The organism is Microbacterium sp. 1262 (assembly GCF_040544895.1).
Taxonomy (GTDB): domain Bacteria; phylum Actinomycetota; class Actinomycetes; order Actinomycetales; family Microbacteriaceae; genus Microbacterium; species Microbacterium plantarum.
This window is the reverse complement of the sequence record NZ_JBEPKU010000001.1, coordinates 731563-748056: the sequence shown is the minus strand read 5'-3', so window position 1 is coordinate 748056 and position 16494 is coordinate 731563. Positions and strand designations below refer to the sequence as shown.

Below are 16494 nucleotides of genomic sequence, written 5' to 3'. Positions count from 1 at the left end.
TTCTCGACCGTACATCGAGAACCACTCAGTGGACGCAAGCACCAAAAACGGTGTGTTATCAAGTCATCGGCTTATTAGTACCGGTCAGCTTCACGTGTTACCACGCTTCCACATCCGGCCTATCAACCCAGTAGTCTGGCTGGGAGCCTCTCGCCCGAAGGCATGGAAATCTCATCTTGAGGCCGGCTTCCCGCTTAGATGCTTTCAGCGGTTATCCATCCCGAACGTAGCTAACCAGCGGTGCTCCTGGCGGAACAACTGGCACACCAGAGGTTCGTCCAACCCGGTCCTCTCGTACTAGGGTCAGATCCTCTCAAATTTCCTACGCGCGCAGCGGATAGGGACCGAACTGTCTCACGACGTTCTAAACCCAGCTCGCGTACCGCTTTAATGGGCGAACAGCCCAACCCTTGGGACCTACTCCAGCCCCAGGATGCGACGAGCCGACATCGAGGTGCCAAACCATGCCGTCGATATGGACTCTTGGGCAAGATCAGCCTGTTATCCCCGAGGTACCTTTTATCCGTTGAGCGACAGCGCTTCCACAAGCCACTGCCGGATCACTAGTCCCGACTTTCGTCCCTGCTCGACCTGTCAGTCTCACAGTCAAGCTCCCTTGTGCACTTACACTCGCCACCTGATTGCCAACCAGGTTGAGGGAACCTTTGGGCGCCTCCGTTACTTTTTGGGAGGCAACCGCCCCAGTTAAACTACCCACCAGGCACTGTCCCTGAACCGGATTACGGTTCGAAGTTAGATATCCAGAGTGACCAGAGTGGTATTTCAACAATGACTCCACGGTAACTGGCGTCACCGCTTCAAAGTCTCCCACCTATCCTACACAAGCCACACCGAACACCAATACCAAGCTGTAGTAAAGGTCACGGGGTCTTTCCGTCCTGCTGCGCGTAACGAGCATCTTTACTCGTAGTGCAATTTCGCCGAGTTCGCGGTTGAGACAGTTGGGAAGTCGTTACGCCATTCGTGCAGGTCGGAACTTACCCGACAAGGAATTTCGCTACCTTAGGATGGTTATAGTTACCACCGCCGTTTACTGGGGCTTAAATTCTCAGCTTCGCCTTGCGGCTAACCGGTCCTCTTAACCTTCCAGCACCGGGCAGGCGTCAGTCCGTATACATCGTCTTGCGACTTGGCACGGACCTGTGTTTTTAGTAAACAGTCGCTACCCACTAGTCTCTGCGGCCTCCACACCCTTTCGGAGTAAATCCTAATAAGTGGAAGGCCCCCCTTCTCCCGAAGTTACGGGGGCATTTTGCCGAGTTCCTTAACCACGATTCTCTCGATCTCCTTGGTATTCTCTACCTGACCACCTGAGTCGGTTTGGGGTACGGGCAGCTAGAACCTCGCGTCGATGCTTTTCTCGGCAGCATAGGATCACCCACTTTTTATCCGCATCGTGTCTCAGCCTTGATGAGTCACGGATTTGCCTATGACTCGGCCTACGCACTTGCCCCGGGACAACCATCGCCCGGGTTGGGCTACCTTCCTGCGTCACACCTGTTAATACGCTAGCCGCACCAGCATGGGGTCGAGCGTTAGACCGGACCGTCTCACCCCGAAGGGATCAACTAAGCCCGGGTTAGGACTCTTAGCACCACTGGATTAGCTTGGGCGGTTCTTCGCCGGTACGGGAATATCAACCCGTTGTCCATCGACTACGCCTGTCGGCCTCGCCTTAGGTCCCGACTTACCCAGGGAAGATTAGCTTGACCCTGGAACCCTTGGTCTTTCGGAGGACGTGTTTCTCACACGTCTTTCGCTACTCATGCCTGCATTCTCACTCGTGTGCCGTCCACGGCTGGGTCACCCCGCCGCTTCACCCGGCACACGACGCTCTCCTACCCATCAACACGGCTGGACCACGAAGGCCTACCAATAATGTCAATGCCACAACTTCGGTGGCGTGCTTGAGCCCCGTTACATTGTCGGCGCGGAATCACTTGACCAGTGAGCTATTACGCACTCTTTCAAGGGTGGCTGCTTCTAAGCCAACCTCCTGGTTGTCAGAGCAACTCCACATCCTTTCCCACTTAGCACGCGCTTTGGGACCTTAGTTGGTGGTCTGGGTTGTTTCCCTCTCGACTATGAAGCTTATCCCCCACAGTCTCACTGCTGCGCTCTCACTTACCGGCATTCGGAGTTTGGCTGACGTCAGTAACCTTGTAGGGCCCATCGGCCATCCAGTAGCTCTACCTCCGGCAAGAAACACGCAACGCTGCACCTAAATGCATTTCGGAGAGAACCAGCTATCACGAAGTTTGATTGGCCTTTCACCCCTATCCACAGCTCATCCCCTCAGTTTTCAACCTAAGTGGGTTCGGTCCTCCACGACGTCTTACCGTCGCTTCAACCTGGCCATGGATAGATCACTTCGCTTCGGGTCTAGGACACGCGACTGAATCGCCCTATTCAGACTCGCTTTCGCTACGGCTACCCCACACGGGTTAACCTCGCCACGTATCGCTAACTCGCAGGCTCATTCTTCAAAAGGCACGCTGTCACCCCTACTAAGGAGGCTCCAACGGTTTGTAAGCAAACGGTTTCAGGTACTATTTCACTCCCCTCCCGGGGTACTTTTCACCTTTCCCTCACGGTACTTGTCCGCTATCGGTCATCTGGGAGTATTTAGGCTTATCAGGTGGTCCTGACAGATTCACACGGGATTTCTCGGGCCCCGTGCTACTTGGGATACTCTTCACGCCAAGAGAAGCATTTCGACTACGGGGTTCGCACCCTCTATGACCAGGCATTCAAACCTGTTCGTCTATACCTTCTTGTAACGTCGACCACTCGGCAGAATGATCAGAAAAGTCCCACAACCCCCAACGTGCAACGCCTGCCGGCTATCACACACGCAAGGTTTAGCCTGATCCGGTTTCGCTCGCCACTACTAACGGAATCGCTGTTGCTTTCTCTTCCTGTGGGTACTGAGATGTTTCACTTCCCCACGTTCCCTCTACCCGCCCTATATATTCAGGCGGGAGTCACTAGGTCGGCACGCCGCCCAGCGGGGTTTCCCCATTCGGACACCCTCGGATCACAGTGTGCTTATCCACTCCCCGAGGCTTATCGCAGATTGCTACGTCCTTCTTCGGCTCCAGATGCCAAGGCATCCACCGTTTGCTCTTAAAGACTTGAAATCACATGAGTTGAATCGTCAAAAAATTGACTAATGATCTTTAAGATCATCTTCACGACACAACACCCGAAGGTGTCGCATCGAAGATGCTCGCGTCCACTGTGTAGTTCTCAAAGTACGGGCGGTACCCTCCCCACATGCCACCCAAGCAGCATGAAGAAAAGGCCCAGAGGTTGCGGACTCTCATCCGGTCCCTCAGGACCCAACAGCGTGCAGGTGCGACCTCCGAAACCCTCCCCGTTCCCACCGCAAGCGGCGTACTAGAGAAGAACCTCATCCTTCGCACCATGTCAAATGTTCCACCCATGAGCTCCCAGCGAAGAACATGTGCCTTCGAACTGGGTTCTGGACTCCGAAGAGTCAGATGCTCCTTAGAAAGGAGGTGATCCAGCCGCACCTTCCGGTACGGCTACCTTGTTACGACTTAGTCCTAATTACCGATCCCACCTTCGACGGCTCCCTCCACAAGGGTTGGGCCACCGGCTTCAGGTGTTACCGACTTTCATGACTTGACGGGCGGTGTGTACAAGACCCGGGAACGTATTCACCGCAGCGTTGCTGATCTGCGATTACTAGCGACTCCGACTTCATGAGGTCGAGTTGCAGACCTCAATCCGAACTGGGACCGGCTTTTTGGGATTCGCTCCACCTCACGGTATTGCAGCCCTTTGTACCGGCCATTGTAGCATGCGTGAAGCCCAAGACATAAGGGGCATGATGATTTGACGTCATCCCCACCTTCCTCCGAGTTGACCCCGGCAGTATCCCATGAGTTCCCACCATTACGTGCTGGCAACATAGAACGAGGGTTGCGCTCGTTGCGGGACTTAACCCAACATCTCACGACACGAGCTGACGACAACCATGCACCACCTGTATAGAGACCTTGCGGGGCGACTGTTTCCAGACGTTTCCTCTATATGTCAAGCCTTGGTAAGGTTCTTCGCGTTGCATCGAATTAATCCGCATGCTCCGCCGCTTGTGCGGGTCCCCGTCAATTCCTTTGAGTTTTAGCCTTGCGGCCGTACTCCCCAGGCGGGGAACTTAATGCGTTAGCTGCGTCACGGAATCCGTGGAATGGACCCCACAACTAGTTCCCAACGTTTACGGGGTGGACTACCAGGGTATCTAAGCCTGTTTGCTCCCCACCCTTTCGCTCCTCAGCGTCAGTTACGGCCCAGAGATCTGCCTTCGCCATCGGTGTTCCTCCTGATATCTGCGCATTCCACCGCTACACCAGGAATTCCAATCTCCCCTACCGCACTCTAGTCTGCCCGTACCCACTGCAGGCCCGAGGTTGAGCCTCGGGTTTTCACAGCAGACGCGACAGACCGCCTACGAGCTCTTTACGCCCAATAATTCCGGATAACGCTTGCGCCCTACGTATTACCGCGGCTGCTGGCACGTAGTTAGCCGGCGCTTTTTCTGCAGGTACCGTCACTTTCGCTTCTTCCCTGCTAAAAGAGGTTTACAACCCGAAGGCCGTCATCCCTCACGCGGCGTTGCTGCATCAGGCTTTCGCCCATTGTGCAATATTCCCCACTGCTGCCTCCCGTAGGAGTCTGGGCCGTGTCTCAGTCCCAGTGTGGCCGGTCACCCTCTCAGGCCGGCTACCCGTCGACGCCTTGGTGAGCCATTACCTCACCAACAAGCTGATAGGCCGCGAGCTCATCCCTGACCGAAATTCTTTCCAGCTACTGACCATGCGGTCGCAGCTCGTATCCGGTATTAGACGCCGTTTCCAGCGCTTATCCCAGAGTCAGGGGCAGATTGCTCACGTGTTACTCACCCGTTCGCCACTGATCCACAGAGCAAGCTCTGCTTCACCGTTCGACTTGCATGTGTTAAGCACGCCGCCAGCGTTCATCCTGAGCCAGGATCAAACTCTCCGTAAAGAAAATTTGCTGCGACCAGCCGGAAAAAGACTGGAGCAGCGAGTTTGATGCTGACCAAAGAGATAAATCATTGCTGACTATCCGTTGCCTCCCCCGAAGGGAAGGTCTTTGATCCAAAGGAATCTCACCCCACCGAAGTGGAGTCGAGGTTATTTGGCATTTGACAAGTGCACGCTGTTGAGTTCTCAAGGATCGGACGCTCCCCCAACTGACCTCACAGCCAGCCCAGAGGGCAACTTCACAACCATACCCCACCGACGACCTGTTCCAGAACGAGACTCGGAGACCGAGTCGGTTGCGGGGGTGTGATGGGGACCCTGTGGCAGGTCTTGGACCTGCGACGCTCGGAAGCGTCTGTTTCGGGTTGTTCTCCGCTTGAGGGAGGCGGGACCTTCCGGCCCTCTCGCTCTTCCCTGTGGGGCGAACAAGTAATAAGTTACGCGGCTCCCGGCATCGTGGCAAAGCGACGCGACATCCCGGGCGTGTCGCGTCCGCAGATCCGCGTCATTCCGCGGGAAGACGGGGCATGGCGTCGACGAGCTGCGCGGTGTACTCGTTCGCCGGCGATGTGAGCAGCCGCGACGTCGGGCCCTCCTCCACGACGCGACCGGCGCGGAGCACCGTCATCCGCTCGCACAGCGCCGACACGATCGTCAGGTCGTGCGAGACCAGCAGCATTCCGATGCCCTGCTCTGCCGCGAGCCGCTGGAACAGCTGGATGACATGCATGCGCACAGACGTGTCGAGAGCACTCACGGGCTCATCCGCCAGCAGCAGTCGGGGCCGCGGCGCGAGGGCGCGAGCGATGGCGATCCGCTGGCGCTGTCCTCCGGAGAACGCGTCCGGGTAGCGGCCCGCGGCATCCGCGTCGAGGTCGACCGCCGTGAGCAGCTCGGCGACCCGGGCGTCGAGCTGCGATCGGTCGCGGGTGATGCGGAGGGACCGCAGCGGTTCGGCGATCGACTGCCCCACCGTCATCCGCGGGTCGAGCGACGAGAACGGGTCCTGGTAGACCGGCTGCACCGCTCGGCGCAGCGAACGCATCTGTGCACGGTCCGCGCCGCGAAGCGGCGCGCCCTCGAAGAGCGCGCGCCCCGATGTCGGCGTCGCCAGGCCCAGCAGCAGCCGGAGTACCGACGTCTTCCCCGCGCCCGACTCCCCCACGAGCCCGACGGTCTCGCCGGGAGCGAGCGAGAGCGATACGTCGTGGAGCACATTCGCGCTGCGACCGTAGGCGAAGTCGACATGCTCGAGCGCGAGTGTCGCGCGACCGTCGGCCGTCATCGGGTTCCCTTCGCCGGCAGGAAGTCGTCGAGAGCGCGCGAGGCGGCGACCAGTTGCGCGGTGTACTCGTGCTGGGGAGACCGGAGCAGTTGCGCCGTGTCGCCGAGCTCGACCTGACGCCCATCACGCATGACGAGGACGCGGTCGGCGATACGCGAGACGACCGGCAGGTCGTGGCTGATGAACAGCAGCGTCATCCCTCGCTCGCTCACCTCGCGCTGGAGCAGATCGAGGATGCCTGCCTGGACCGTCACGTCGAGCGCGGTCGTCGGCTCGTCGGCGATGAGGATGCTCGGCCCGGCGGCCAGGGCGAGCGCGATCGCGACGCGCTGTCGCTGGCCGCCGGAGATCTCGTGGATGAACGATCGCGCGATGCGCTCGGGGTCGGGCAGCTGCACGTCCGCGAGCGCATCGCGCACGCCGCGACGCAGCCCGTCACCGCTCAGGCCGCGGTGCTTGGCGAGCGGCCACGCCAGCTGTCTGCCGACACGCATGAGCGGATCGAGCGAGGCGAGCGGCTCCTGGAAGACCGCCGAGATCGTCCGGCCGCGCACCCGGTCGAGGCGGCGCGAGGCGGTTCCGACAACCTCGACCCGGCCGTCGGGGGTCGCGATCGTCGCCGAACCGAACGGCGTCAGCGGAAACGCGAGCAGACCGAGCATCGCCAGCGCGGTCAGCGACTTGCCCGAGCCGGACTCGCCGATGATGCCCAGACGTTCGCCGGGCTCGAGCGTCACGTCGACGCCGTGCACGAGCGTGCGGTCGTCGCCGATCCGGACGCCGAGACCGGATGCGGTCAGCGCGGCGGTCATCCGATGCTCCTCGTGGTCGGATCGGCGATGTCGCGCAGGCCGTCGGCCAGCAGGTTCGCGCCGATGATGAAGGCGACCAGCAGGACGCCGGGGAGGATCGCCGCCGTCGGTGCGACGAGCACCGTGCTCTGCGCCTCCTCGAGCATCCGGCCCCACGATGCGTTGGGCGGCGGGGAGCCGAGCCCGAGGTACGACAGCGACGCCTCCGCGCCGACCGCGCCGCCGAACTGCAGGGCGAGCGGCACGATGAGGGTCGGCCAGACGTTCCGCAGCACGTGTCGGAACACGATGCCGAGCCTGCTCGTGCCCGAGGTTCGAGCGGCGGTGACGTAGTCCATCGCGAGGACGCGTGTCGCGGCGATGCGGGTGAGCCGGGCGATCACCGCCGAGCCGGCGAGACCGATCGCGAGGATCGCCGAGTCGACCGATGCCCCGCGCCAGGCGACGATCAGCATCGCCAGCAGCAGGGTCGGAAAGGCGATCGCGATGTCGAGCAGGCTCGTGAGCGCATCATCGACCCACCGCCGGGCCACAGCCGCGAGCAGACCGAGCCCGATGCCGACGATGGCCGCGATCAGCACCGACCCGAATCCGACGGTCAGCGCGAGCCGCGCCCCGATCATGAGTTGCGTGAAGAGGTCGCGCCCGAGGCGGTCGGTTCCGGCCCAGTGCTCGGCGGACGGCGGCTGCAGCCGGCCGCCGCTGGTGTCGTCGAAGGTGAACGGGGTCCACAGCAGCGAGATCAGGCCGATCACCGCGATGGCACCGAACAGGATGCCGCCGACGGCGAGGTTCACCGAGCGCCGGCGTCGCGGGCGCCCGCGCCCGGGCGCCCTGACGGCACCCGAGTCCGGAAGGGTCGTCGCTGTCATGCCGCCGCCTTCGCTCTGCGATTGCCCGAGATCGTGTCGCGCAGTCGCGGGTCGATGATGCGCTGCGTGATGTCGGCCGCGAAGCCGAGCAGCAGCACGAGGGCGGTCGAGAAGAGCAGCACCCCCTGGACGCTCGGGAAGTCCTGCTCCTTGATGCCGACCAGCAGCATGTCGCCGAGACCGGGGAGCGCAAAGACCCGCTCGATGATGACGGCGCCGACGAAAGTCGTCGACAGCTGGATCGCGAGGATCGAGATCAACGGGACGACGGCGTTGCGCACGCCGTGACGCCAGATCGCCGTGGCGAAGCTCTGCCCCGTGGCCCGAGCCGCGCGCAGATACTGCTGGCCGAGCACGTCGAGCGTCGCGCTGCGGACGTACCGCGCGAGATCGCTGCCCGCCACGAGCGCGATCGTGAGCACCGGGAGCGTGAGCGAGACGAGCGCGGCGCCGGGGTCCTCCCAGTCGCGCCGCGGGAAGCCGCCCGCCGGCAGCAATCGCCAGTTCAGCGCGAACACCGCGACGAGCAGGATGCCGACCCAGAAGACCGGGATCGCTCCGCCGAGCTGCGACACGGCCGAGAAGGCGGTCCCGTACCAGGTGCGTGCCTTCCACGCCGCGATGAACCCCACCGGCACCGCGATCAGCACCGACAGGACGAACGCGATGAGCGTCAGGGGCAGCGTGACGTTCAGCCGACGGAGGATCTCGTCGCCCACCGGCAGGTTGTTCGTGAACGATCGCCCCAGGTCGAAGCTCGCGAGTTGGCCGAGGTAGGCCAGGAACTGCTCCGGGATCGGCCGATCGACGCCGAGCCGGGCGGCGGCGGCCGCGATCTCGGCGTCCGTCGCCCCCACCGAGATGAGGGCGAAAACCGGGTTGCCGAGAACGCGCAGCACGACGAACAGGATCACCACCGCCAGCGCGAAGGCCAGCAGCAGCAATCCTGTCCGTCGAATCAGATACCGGGTGATGGAGATCAGGCCTTCGTGATGTCGGAGACGTAGAACAACGAGTTCAGTCCATTCTTGGGCACGCCCGACACGCCCTCGGCCGCGATGCGCAGCTGCGGGTTGAGGTAGAGCCACACACTGGCCGCGTCATCCGAGATCTGCTGGTTCGCCTTCTTGATCAGCTCGGTCTGCTCGTCGACGGATGCGGCCGCCTCGGAGTCCGCGAGCCACGTCTGCACATCGGTGTTGTCGTAGCCCCAGTAGAAGTCGGGGTTGCCGTAGAAGTTGATGTCGCGGTCGTTGACGTGGCCCTGCAGCGTGGCCTCGAAGTTCTTCTCGGTGTAGACCTTCTGGTACCACTCGTCGTCGGTGATGATGTTGATGTTCAGCGTGATTCCGACCTTCGCGAGCTCCGACTTCAGGAACTCGGCCACCGTCGAGTGCACGCCCGAGTCGGGGGTGTCGACGGTGAACGTGAACCCTCCCGGCTGACCGGCCTCGGCGAGGAGCTTCTCCGACAGCGCCGGGTCGTAGGGGTTGTTGTCCGCGAGGTCGAGGTACCAGGGCTCGGAGGGCGGCACCATCGAGCCGATGAGTTCGCCGCGGCCGTCCCAGATCGCATCGAGCAGCTTCTCGCGGTCGATAGCCGAGTAGATCGCCTTGCGCACGCGCGCGTCGTTGAACGGAGCGATCCGGTCGTTGAACGCCAGCAGCTCCTTCGTCGTCGAGGTGCCCTCGATGACCTGGAAGCCGGCGGCCTCGAACTCGGCGATGCTGTCGGGGTTCGACTGGCTCGTGACGAGGTCGACCGCGCCGGTCGTCAGAGCGTTGTTCAGGGCCGTCGGGTCGGCGTAGTACTGGTAGACGACTCCGCCGTTCTTCGGCGCGTCGCCCCAGTACGCGTCGTTGACGTCGAGGGTGATCGAGTCGCCCTTGCGGTAGTCACCGAGCTCGTAGGGACCGGTGCCGTCGGCAGTCGCCGTCAGGTCGCCGGCATCCTCGTTGACGATCAGACGTAGCCCAGGTTGTAGGTGAAGCTGATCGAGGGCTGCGAGAGGGTCACCTCGACGGTCTTGTCGTCGACCGCCGTGACGGTGTCGATGACGCTCAGCTGGCGCTTGCGCGCCGCGATCGACTCGTCGCCCACGAAGCGCTCGAGGCTGTACTTCACGTCATCCGCGGTGAGCTCCTTACCCGAGTGGAAGGTCGCGTCCTCGAGGGTGAAGGTGTACACCAGCCCGTCTGGCGACACCGTCGTCTCGGCTGCCAGAAGGGGCTCGACCTGAGCGTCATCGGTGATCCGGAACAGACCCTCGTACACGTTCCCCGTGAAGACCTCGGTGACCCCGGATGAGCCGCCGAAGATCTGGTCGAGGTTGGTCGGCTCGTTCTGCGATCCGACGACGATCTCGGCATTCGGGTCGCTCGCGCCGGCCGAACCAGCCGGCTCGGTGGATCCGGAGCATCCGGCCAGGACGAGAAGACCGGCCGTCGCTGCCGCGGTGGCGGCGACGATCCGGGAGAAGCCGCGTGAAGTCACGGGTGTTCCTTTGCTGTGTGGAGGGGGGCGGCGGAGCGAGGTGCGGGCGCTCCGCCGTTTCGAGTGGTGCGGGAGAAAGGTCAGAGCGAGAAGTCGCCGGCGAACCGGACCTTCTTCTCCCCGGCACGGACCGGGAAGGGCAGTCGGTTCTGCAGCGGCGGGAGGGGGCAGTTCATCTGGTTCGAGAAGCCGCATGGCGGAACGACGGCCCGGTTGAAGTCGACCGTGACCGGCGTGCTGTCGCCGGGGGCCAGGTCGCCGGTCGCGCCGGGGTGGTCGAGGAAGAGGAAGCGACCGGCGCCGTAGGACTCGGCCCCGTTGGTCTGGTCGCCGAAGACGAGGTGCAGCTTGGGACCGCCGTAGTTGGTGTCGAACGCGGCGAGTCGGTACTCGGTGCCGTCGATCTCAAAGACCAGGTCGCCCGAGACCGGGAGGCCCCGCGTCGCGCCGCCGTCCTTGATGTGCTCGAAGGGGACCACGCGGTCTTCGTCGACGAGCTCGAAGCGGCCCTCGATGACCCAGGCCGGGTCGTACTCCCAGCGCTCGATGTCCTCGAACGCTTCGTTGGCGGGCGAGTCCTGCCGCCAGATGCGGTAGCCCTCCTGCGGAAGACCGGTCTCGATGTCGGTTCGCTGCAGTCGGGTGAGCAGCGCGTCGACCGGATGCCCCGCACGCGCCGTCTCGTCGTCGACGGCGGGCTCGCCCGGAGCCGACCAGTGCGTGAGCACGAGGGCGAGGGACCCTTGCGGAGCTGCGACCGATTCCCGGCGGTAGGCCGCCCAGGCTCGGTAGTCGGACTCAGCCGAAGAGACGGATGCTGCTGCGGATGCGGATGTGCTCACCATGACAGGCAACCAAACGCGGGGCCGTCCCGAGAAATTCCGTGTCCGCGTATTGCGTCGTCAGCGCGACGACGCTGACGTATCGCGCGCGGGGCCGCCCACCCACAGCGCCCAGGCGACGAGCACCGGCTGGAGGAAGAGGCGGCCGAATCGCCGCGTGTCGGTGTCGAGGCCGGGAGCCGCGGCTCCGGTGCGCCATTGGTGGATGTTGCCCGGGAGCACCGCGACGAAGAAGGCGGCGATCGCGGCGGCGATGCGTCGGCGCTCGCGCGGCAGCGCGATGAGCCCGGTGCCGAGCATGATCTCGACCGCGCCGCTGGCGACGACGATCATGTCCTTGTCGGTGTGCAGCAGCCGCGTCGCCCAGTCGGGCACCGCGATGCGATACCCCCGCCGGAGCACGGTCAGATGCGCGGCTCCCGCGACGATCAGCAGAGCGGCAAGGGCGAAGCGGGCAACGATGCGCAGCATCCGATCACGTTACGCCCGTCCGGGAGGTCCGATCACCAGCAGCACGACGTACGCCGCGATGATGCCGACCGCGAGGATCACGGCGAGCACCGCCGGACGGCGGACGAACCACCGGAGGAATCGGTCGACTGCCCGCTGGTCGCGCGGGTCGTCGGTCGCCTCGGTGCGCCACTCCCCCTCGAGGAGCCCGCGACGACGGAGCACGATCTCCGTCGGCACGGTCGCGTACGGGACCACGGCGGCGGCGACGGCGCAGATCGTCGGGACGAGCGACCACCGGTTGTTCCACGCGACGAGGACCGCGGTCGCGCCGTAGCAGAGGAACACGAAGCCATGGATGCCCCCGCCGATCGTCACGGCGATCGGAAGGTCGAAGGCGGACCGGAGGATGAGGCCCAGGATGAGCAGCGTCCACGAGAATGCCTCGGCGATCGCCAGAGAACGGAAAGCGGTCAGCGGGGTTCGGAACACCCTCGAACCCTATCCAGCGGACTTAGACGATTCCTGCGCGGATGCCGTCCATCGACGAGGCCAGGCCCGGCATGTTGTCGCTGAGCGTGGCGTCGAGCTCGAGCAGCCGCTCGTGGGCTTGCTCCATGACGGCGATGCCTTTCGCTGTGATGCGCAGATCGGATGCCGAGCCGGCGTGCGCGGTCGCATCGGCGACGAGCCCTTCGTCGACGAGGGTGCGCACCGCGGTGTGCGCGGACTGCACCGTGATGTGCGACCGGCGGGCGAGCTCGGAGAACGAGATCCCGGGCTCCGAGCCGATGTGCCCGAGCAGGCCGAACTTGCGGGTGGACAGGCCGAGGTCGCGCAGGGCTGCGGAGAGCCGGCCTTCCCACGACGCCGAGACGGCGATGAGCGCGATGACCGGGCTGAAGCGCGGCTCGCGCGTGAGGGCAGGAGTTTCCGACACGGTCACGATTGTAGGAGGCGCGGGCTCTCTCGTGCGGTGATGGCGACCGAGAAAAGCTGTGTCGCGCGCCTAACGCGCCGAGCGTCGTTCGTCAAGGACCGCGCGCCGACGCGAGCCGATGTTCATGATGAGTTCCACGGAAGAAGCGGGGAGGTCACCATGATCACGAACGAAGAGCAGAACGAGCAACACACCGACATCCGCGGCGAGAAGCCGTTCGGTCAATGGCTCGGGCTGATCAACGGCGGCCGCTGACGCCACGCGAATGCCCCCGGCATCCTCTCTCGCGAGGAGGATGCCGGGGGCTTCGTCATTTTCGGGGGTCGAGCCTTTTAGATAGCTCCTCTATGCATGTTGTATAGTTGAGCTATGCAGTTCTCCGACTCCCCCATCCTCCTGATGTCGGCGTCGAGCCGGTTCAACCGTGCTGTGGCCCGCCGGGTCGAGGTCGCCGCCGCCGCGGGAACGTGGCGTGCGCTCGCCGCCCTCGACGAGCTCGGCCCCACGCGGGTGAGCGACCTGGCCGAGTGGCAACGCGTCAGCCAGCCCACCATGACGACGCTGGTGCGTCGGATGGAAGCGGAGGGGCTCGTCGAGCGCGCAGCCGACCCCGAGGACGGCCGGGCCTCGCTCGTGTCGATCACCGCGGAGGGGCGGCGCCAGTTCGAGGCGTTCCGCTCGCAGGCGCTCGAGGTGACCGGGCCGGCTTGGGCGAGGCTCAGCGCCGCCGACCGATCCACCCTTGCGCGCGCTGCCGAGCTCCTTGCAGGGCTGCTCGAGGAGCCGGAACTGCGATGACCACCACAGACCCCGAAGAGAGGAAGGTGCGCGTGACCAGCGCGATGCATACAGAACGGCCCGCGACCGGCGATCAGACGAAGGCGACAGCCGAGACCGCGAAGGCGTCCATCTGGCGCCAACCCGTCGCGGTATGGGCGATCGCCTTCGCCTGCACGGTGTCGTTCATGGGCATCGGTCTGGTCGATCCGATCCTCCCGGCGATCAGCCGCGAGCTGGATGCAACGCCATCCGAGACGATGCTGCTCTTCACCAGCTACCTCTTCATCACCGGCATCGTCATGTTGTTCGCGAGCTGGGTGTCGTCGAGGCTCGGCGTCAAGAAGACCCTGCTGCTCGGGCTCGCCCTGATCGTCGTGTTCGCCGCGGCAGCAGGACTCTCCGGCGGCGTGGTCGAGATCATCGGCTTCCGCGCCGGCTGGGGAATCGGCAACGCGCTCTTCATCGCGACGGCGTTGGCCGCGATCGTCGGAGCCGCGAGCGGCGGAAGCCGTCAGGCGATCGTGCTGTACGAGGCATCCCTCGGCATCGGCCTGGCGGTCGGACCGCTCCTCGGCGGCGCGCTCGGCGACCTGTCGTGGCGCGGTCCCTTCTTCGGCACCGCCGCACTCATGGCCATCGCGTTGCTCGCGATCCTCGTCGTGTTCCGCTCCCCCGCGCGGGCGGCCGGTGCCGCCGCGCCGGCGAAGGTGTCGCTTCTCGCGTCGTTCCGCGCGCTGCGCAACCCGGCCCTGCTGACGCTGTCGCTGACGGCGTTCTTCTACAACGTCGCGTTCTTCGTGCTGCTGGCCTATAGCCCGTATCCCATCGAGTCCGCCGCGGCGCAGGCCGGGATGACGTTCGGAGCCCACGAGCTCGGACTCGTCTTCTTCGGCTGGGGGCTCGCCGTCGCACTGACGTCAGTGCTCGCAGCTCCCGTGCTGACCCGGCGGCTCGGCCTGCGGCCCGTTCTCTTCACGATGCTCGGGCTGCTGGCCGTCGCCGAGGCCGTCCTCGCGATCGGCATCGACAGCGCCACCGTGCTGATCGTCACCGTCATCGTGGCCGGTCTGTTCCTCGGCGTGCTGAACACCGCGCTGACCGAGGCTGTCATGGAAGCCACCGACCTCCCCCGGAACGTCGCGAGCGGCACCTACTCGGGCGTGCGCTTCATCGGCGGCGCGATCGCTCCCGCCGTGGCCGGCCCCCTCGCCGCCGCGATCACCCCGAGTGCGCCCTACTGGCTCGGTGTCGCCGCGCTCATCGTCGCGATCGCGATCCTCGCCTTCGCCGGCCGGACCCTCAGCCACCTCGGCCGCCCGCACGAGACCGCGCTCGCCGAGGCCGCCGATATCGGCCAGGGCGACGCCTGACCGCTTCCGGAGGAGATCCGCACAACGGAGGGTGATTTCCCCCTGGGCCACCTCCTTTGTGCAGGTCTGCTCCGGTACCGCGGGTAGGGAGGGGCGGATGCCGCAGAATCCGCCCCTCCCATCCGTCACGACGAGGGTCAGTCGCCCTTCACGTTGACCAGCTGACGCAGCGTGTGCCGCACCTCGACGAGGTCGGCGGCATCCGCCATGACGCGATCGATCGGCTTGTAAGCCTGCGGGATCTCGTCGATGAACGCATCCGTGTCGCGGAACTCGATGCCCATCATGGCCTCACGCAGCTGGTCGTGCGTGAAGGTTCGGCGCGCGGCCGACCGCGAGTACTCCCGCCCCGCCCCGTGCGGCGACGAGTTCAGTGACAGCGGGTTGCCGAGCCCCGAGACGACGTACGACGCCGTGCCCATGGATCCCGGGATGAGGCCGGGCCGGCCGGCATCCGCCTGAATCGCGCCCTTGCGCGACACCCACACCTGCTTGCCGAAGTGCCTCTCGCTCTCGGTGAAGTTGTGGTGGCAGTTGATGCGCTCGAGCTCCTCGACGTCGGCGCCCATCGTCTCGGACAGCTGACGGGCGACGCGGTCCATCATCTCCTCGCGGTTCAGGAGCGCGAAGTGCTGCGCCCACCGGAGCTCGCGGATGTAGCGCCGGAACTCCTCCGTGCCCTCGACGAGGTACGCCAGGTCGGGATCGGGCAGGTCGATCCACCACTGCTTCGCGAGCCGTTGAGCGACGCCGATGTGGTGCGTCGCGATTCTGTTGCCCACTCCCCGCGAGCCGGAATGCAGGAACATCCACACCGCGTCGGTCTCGTCGACCGACACCTCGATGAAGTGGTTGCCCGAGCCGAGCGACCCGAGCTGGTTGCGCCAGTGTCCGGCGTAGCGCGCGGGGTCGAACTCGTGCTTCTCGGCGAGCTCCTCCAGCTCGGCGATGCGCGGCTCCGCGGTCGCGACGACCTTGCGGTTGTCGCGACCGGCCGACAGCGGAATCGCCCGCTCGATCTGCTCACGCAGCGTCCCCAGGTCGCGGCCGAGCAGCTGCGACTTCGTGAACTGCGTGCGGACGGCGATCATGCCGCACCCGATGTCGACGCCGACGGCAGCCGGCATGATCGCCCCGAGCGTCGGGATGACCGACCCGACGGTCGCCCCCTTGCCGAGGTGTGCATCGGGCATGAGCGCCAGATGCGGGTGGATGAACGGCATGCCAGACGCGGTGCGAGCCTGATCGAGGGTCTTCTCGTCGATGATGCTCGCCCACGACAGCAGCCTGTTCGAGAGCTTCTCCATGGTTCCTTTCCTTGTGATGACGGTCCGGGAACGGGCGCATGGAGAGGAACACACGAACGCCCCGGACCTGTGCGGTGCGGGGCGTGCTGACAGTGGCGGGTCAGACGTCTCGCACCGGAGGGTACGACTCATTGCGGAGCTGGAACTGGCCCAGGTCCGCTGCGATCAGGCGCTCGTTGCGCGTGGTCATGTCGTTCCTCCGGTGATGCCGTGCGGATTCGCGCGGCGTCGCAACCCTATGCGTGGGCGTGGCGCGGCGTCAACGAAAAAGCGGCGCGTGCGCCGGGAA

14 protein-coding genes and 2 rRNA genes are annotated in these 16494 nt (G+C 64.5%); 3 read left to right on the top strand and 13 right to left on the bottom strand.

The annotated features are described in order from the left end of the window. Positions 1–54: 54 nt before the first annotated feature. From ABIC53_RS03560 to ABIC53_RS03505, 12 genes are all read right to left on the bottom strand, one after another. A 23S ribosomal RNA gene (locus tag ABIC53_RS03560) occupies positions 55–3161 on the bottom strand. A gap of 374 nt (positions 3162–3535) precedes the next feature. Next, a 16S ribosomal RNA gene (locus tag ABIC53_RS03555) occupies positions 3536–5055 on the bottom strand. Together the 16S and 23S rRNA genes form the textbook arrangement of a ribosomal RNA operon. A 504-nt stretch (positions 5056–5559) precedes the next feature. Further along, a complete protein-coding gene (locus tag ABIC53_RS03550) occupies positions 5560–6339 on the bottom strand; it encodes an ABC transporter ATP-binding protein (RefSeq protein ID WP_354450451.1) in 780 nt (259 codons plus the stop codon). Then, positions 6336–7151 carry an ATP-binding cassette domain-containing protein gene (locus tag ABIC53_RS03545; RefSeq protein WP_354450449.1) on the bottom strand — a complete coding sequence of 272 codons (816 nt, stop codon included), beginning with the start codon at positions 7149–7151 and terminating at the stop codon, positions 6336–6338. The genes ABIC53_RS03550 and ABIC53_RS03545 overlap by 4 nt, the downstream gene beginning before the upstream one ends. Beyond that, complete coding sequence (locus ABIC53_RS03540; RefSeq protein WP_114588264.1) at positions 7148–8023, bottom strand: ABC transporter permease; 876 nt, start codon at positions 8021–8023, stop codon at positions 7148–7150. The genes ABIC53_RS03545 and ABIC53_RS03540 overlap by 4 nt, the downstream gene beginning before the upstream one ends. Beyond that, the gene (locus ABIC53_RS03535; protein WP_354452154.1) at positions 8020–8982 is read right to left on the bottom strand and encodes an ABC transporter permease; all 963 of its coding nucleotides are present in this window, start codon (positions 8980–8982) and stop codon (positions 8020–8022) included. Before ABIC53_RS03535 ends, ABIC53_RS03540 begins: the two co-directional genes overlap by 4 nt. Before the next feature lie 20 nt (positions 8983–9002). Further along, positions 9003–9962: an ABC transporter substrate-binding protein gene (locus ABIC53_RS03530; RefSeq protein ID WP_354452152.1), complete on the bottom strand. Its 960-nt coding sequence runs from the start codon at positions 9960–9962 to the stop codon at positions 9003–9005. A 23-nt stretch (positions 9963–9985) separates the two neighbouring features. Next, a complete protein-coding gene (locus ABIC53_RS03525) occupies positions 9986–10516 on the bottom strand; it encodes an ABC transporter substrate-binding protein (RefSeq protein ID WP_354450447.1) in 531 nt (176 codons plus the stop codon). A gap of 80 nt (positions 10517–10596) precedes the next feature. Beyond that, entirely contained in the window at positions 10597–11361 is a 765-nt protein-coding gene (locus tag ABIC53_RS03520; protein ID WP_112617000.1) for a DUF1684 domain-containing protein, read from the bottom strand. A 57-nt stretch (positions 11362–11418) separates the two neighbouring features. Then, the gene (locus tag ABIC53_RS03515; protein ID WP_354450445.1) at positions 11419–11829 is read right to left on the bottom strand and encodes a DoxX family protein; all 411 of its coding nucleotides are present in this window, start codon (positions 11827–11829) and stop codon (positions 11419–11421) included. 9 nt (positions 11830–11838) lie between these two features. After that, on the bottom strand, positions 11839–12300 hold the full coding sequence (locus ABIC53_RS03510; RefSeq protein WP_112617002.1) for a DUF3817 domain-containing protein: 462 nt from the start codon (positions 12298–12300) through the stop codon (positions 11839–11841). Between the two features lie 22 nt (positions 12301–12322). Beyond that, positions 12323–12748, bottom strand: a complete 426-nt coding sequence (locus tag ABIC53_RS03505) for a MarR family winged helix-turn-helix transcriptional regulator (protein WP_354450442.1) — start codon at positions 12746–12748, stop codon at positions 12323–12325. A gap of 39 nt (positions 12749–12787) precedes the next feature. On the opposite strand from ABIC53_RS03505, the gene ABIC53_RS03500 reads away from it, so the two are divergent. The 3 genes from ABIC53_RS03500 (at position 12788) to ABIC53_RS03490 (ending at position 14898) form a co-directional block, all read left to right on the top strand. After that, complete coding sequence (locus tag ABIC53_RS03500) at positions 12788–13003, top strand: hypothetical protein (RefSeq protein WP_282501071.1); 216 nt, start codon at positions 12788–12790, stop codon at positions 13001–13003. A gap of 114 nt (positions 13004–13117) precedes the next feature. Continuing rightward, complete coding sequence (locus tag ABIC53_RS03495) at positions 13118–13546, top strand: MarR family winged helix-turn-helix transcriptional regulator (protein WP_354450440.1); 429 nt, start codon at positions 13118–13120, stop codon at positions 13544–13546. A gap of 44 nt (positions 13547–13590) precedes the next feature. Next, positions 13591–14898: an MFS transporter gene (locus ABIC53_RS03490; protein ID WP_323987754.1), complete on the top strand. Its 1308-nt coding sequence runs from the start codon at positions 13591–13593 to the stop codon at positions 14896–14898. 137 nt (positions 14899–15035) lie between these two features. Here the strand turns inward: ABIC53_RS03490 and ABIC53_RS03485 are convergent, their stop codons facing one another. Continuing rightward, positions 15036–16205 (bottom strand): RtcB family protein, encoded by a 1170-nt coding sequence (locus ABIC53_RS03485; protein WP_354450438.1) that lies wholly within the window; start codon positions 16203–16205, stop codon positions 15036–15038. Positions 16206–16494: the final 289 nt, after the last annotated feature.